This window comes from Marinobacter changyiensis (assembly GCF_009193265.1).
Taxonomy (GTDB): Bacteria; Pseudomonadota; Gammaproteobacteria; order Pseudomonadales; family Oleiphilaceae; genus Marinobacter; species Marinobacter changyiensis.
Genome location: NZ_VZZZ01000013.1, coordinates 1 through 3367 on the forward strand (window position 1 = coordinate 1; position 3367 = coordinate 3367).

A 3367-nucleotide genomic window follows, 5' to 3' on the forward strand; every position below is an offset into this window, starting at 1 on the left:
GATGAAGCCTTCCTTTCTGATCACTGGTCAGAATTGCTCTTTAACAATGTGGACAAGATTGAAACATCCGAGAGGATGAATCTTGTGACGGACAGCCAGGCCTTCGGGTCGGGGTGGTCGTGACGAGGTTTATTCACTCAATTGATAACGATCAAGCGTTATCCGGTGTTGTCGTTGAAGTGTTGTGTATGACACCTGCGACTGGTTTTGACTCTGCTGTGCCCTCGGGTAGGCGGATGAGAGAGCAGTTGTCTTGGGGTTATATAGTCAAGCAACTAAGCGCATACGGTGGATGCCTTGGCAGTCAGAGGCGATGAAAGACGTTGAAGCCTGCGATAAGGCTCGGGGAGCTGGCAAACAAGCTATGATCCGGGCATCTCTGAATGGGGAAACCCACCGACTTTCGGGTCGGTATCTTGCACTGAATACATAGGTGTAAGAGGCGAACCGGGGGAACTGAAACATCTAAGTACCCCGAGGAAAAGAAATCAACCGAGATTCCCTAAGTAGCGGCGAGCGAACGGGGACTAGCCCTTAAGCTGGACAACTGGTAGGAGAAGGTTCTGGAAAGGACCGCCATAGTGGGTGATAGCCCCGTATCCGAAACCTGAGTTCAGTGAAAACGAGTAGGACGGGACACGTGATATCCTGTCTGAACATGGGGGGACCATCCTCCAAGGCTAAATACTCCTGACTGACCGATAGTGAACCAGTACCGTGAGGGAAAGGCGAAAAGAACCCCTGTGAGGGGAGTGAAATAGATCCTGAAACCGTATGCGTACAAGCAGTCGGAGCAGACTTGTTCTGTGACGGCGTACCTTTTGTATAATGGGTCAGCGACTTATGTTCAGTGGCGAGGTTAACCGTATAGGGGAGCCGTAGGGAAACCGAGTCTGAATAGGGCGATTTAGTCGCTGGACATAGACCCGAAACCGAGCGATCTATCCATGAGCAGGTTGAAGGTGCGGTAACACGCACTGGAGGACCGAACCCACTGTCGTTGAAAAGCCAGGGGATGACTTGTGGATCGGAGTGAAAGGCTAATCAAGCTCGGAGATAGCTGGTTCTCCCCGAAAGCTATTTAGGTAGCGCCTCGGACGAATACCACTGGGGGTAGAGCACTGTTTCGGCTAGGGGGTCATCCCGACTTACCAACCCGATGCAAACTCCGAATACCAGTGAGTACTATCCGGGAGACACACGGCGGGTGCTAACGTCCGTCGTGAAGAGGGAAACAACCCAGACCGCCAGCTAAGGTCCCAAAATTCCAGTTAAGTGGGAAACGATGTGGGAAGGCTCAGACAGCTAGGAGGTTGGCTTAGAAGCAGCCATCCTTTAAAGAAAGCGTAATAGCTCACTAGTCGAGTCGGCCTGCGCGGAAGATGTAACGGGGCTCAAACTGGATACCGAAGCTGCGGCTGTGCACGTAAGTGTACGGGGTAGGGGAGCGTTCTGTAAGCCTGCGAAGGTGAGTTGAGAAGCTTGCTGGAGGTATCAGAAGTGCGAATGCTGACATGAGTAACGACAATGGGAGTGAAAAACTCCCACGCCGGAAGACCAAGGTTTCCTGCGCAACGCTAATCGGCGCAGGGTGAGTCGGCCCCTAAGGCGAGACCGAAAGGTGTAGTCGATGGGAAACGGGTTAATATTCCCGTACCTCGCGTGACTGCGATGGAGAGACGGAGAAGGCTAGGTGAGCCGGGCGACGGTTGTCCCGGTTTAAGTGAGTAGGCAGGGGGATTAGGCAAATCCGGTCCCTCAATGTCGAGACACGACGACGACGGCCCTTTTAGGGCTGGAAGTCATTGATGCCATGCTTCCAGGAAAATCTTCTAAGCTTCAGGTCACGAGAGACCGTACCCCAAACCGACACAGGTGGTCAGGTAGAGAATACCAAGGCGCTTGAGAGAACTCGGGTAAAGGAACTAGGCAAAATGGTGCCGTAACTTCGGGAGAAGGCACGCCGGTATTACGTGAAGCTCTTTACGGGTGGAGCGGACGCCGGTCGAAGATACCAGGCCCCTGCGACTGTTTATTAAAAACACAGCACTGTGCAAACACGAAAGTGGACGTATACGGTGTGACGCCTGCCCGGTGCCGGAAGGTTAATTGATGGGGTTAGCACTTGTGCGAAGCTCTTGATCGAAGCCCCGGTAAACGGCGGCCGTAACTATAACGGTCCTAAGGTAGCGAAATTCCTTGTCGGGTAAGTTCCGACCTGCACGAATGGCGTAACGATGGGGGCGCTGTCTCTACCCGAGACTCAGTGAAATTGAAATCGCCGTGAAGATGCGGTGTATCCGCGGCTAGACGGAAAGACCCCGTGAACCTTTACTATAGCTTCACAGTGAACTTTGAGCAGTCTTGTGTAGGATAGCTGGGAGGCTTTGAAGCGGTGACGCTAGTCATCGTGGAGCCAACCTTGAAATACCAGCCTGGACTGTTTGAGGTTCTAACTTCGTCCCCTTATCGGGGATAAGGACACTGTGTGGTGGGTAGTTTGACTGGGGCGGTCTCCTCCTAAAGCGTAACGGAGGAGCACAAAGGTGGGCTAAGCACGGTCGGACATCGTGCGGTTAGTGTAATGGCACAAGCCCGCTTGACTGCGAGACAGACACGTCGAGCAGGTACGAAAGTAGGTCATAGTGATCCGGTGGTTCTGTATGGAAGGGCCATCGCTCAACGGATAAAAGGTACTCCGGGGATAACAGGCTGATACCGCCCAAGAGTTCACATCGACGGCGGTGTTTGGCACCTCGATGTCGGCTCATCACATCCTGGGGCTGAAGCCGGTCCCAAGGGTATGGCTGTTCGCCATTTAAAGTGGTACGCGAGCTGGGTTTAGAACGTCGTGAGACAGTTCGGTCCCTATCTGCCGTGGACGTTGGAGATTTGAGGAAAGCTGCTCCTAGTACGAGAGGACCGGAGTGGACGAACCTCTGGTGTTCGGGTTGTCACGCCAGTGGCATTGCCCGGTAGCTACGTTCGGACAGGATAACCGCTGAAAGCATCTAAGCGGGAAGCCCCTTCCAAGATGAGATCTCCCTGGACCCTTGAGGTCCCTGAAGAGCCGTTCAAGACCAGGACGTTGATAGGTCGGGTGTGTAAGCGCTGCGAGGCGTTGAGCTAACCGATACTAATTGCTCGTGAGGCTTGACTATATAACACCCAAGACAATTGCGGATGACGCGATCGTTATCAGGAACACCGTTTCAATCTTGTCCAACCAGTGATCAACCGTTTTGTCTGACGACCATAGCGGTCTGGAACCACCTGATCCCATCCCGAACTCAGCAGTGAAACAGATCAGCGCCGATGGTAGTGTGGCTTCTGCCCATGTGAGAGTAGGTCATCGTCAGGCTCTTAA

At 53.3% G+C, this 3367-nt stretch carries 2 rRNA genes; both read left to right on the forward strand.

The window, feature by feature from the left end:
• Positions 1-265 precede the first annotated feature (265 nt).
• Positions 266-3161, forward strand: a 23S ribosomal RNA gene (locus tag F6Y09_RS19980).
• 84 nt (positions 3162-3245) lie between these two features.
• A 5S ribosomal RNA gene (gene rrf / locus F6Y09_RS19985) occupies positions 3246-3361 on the forward strand.
• Positions 3362-3367: the final 6 nt, after the last annotated feature.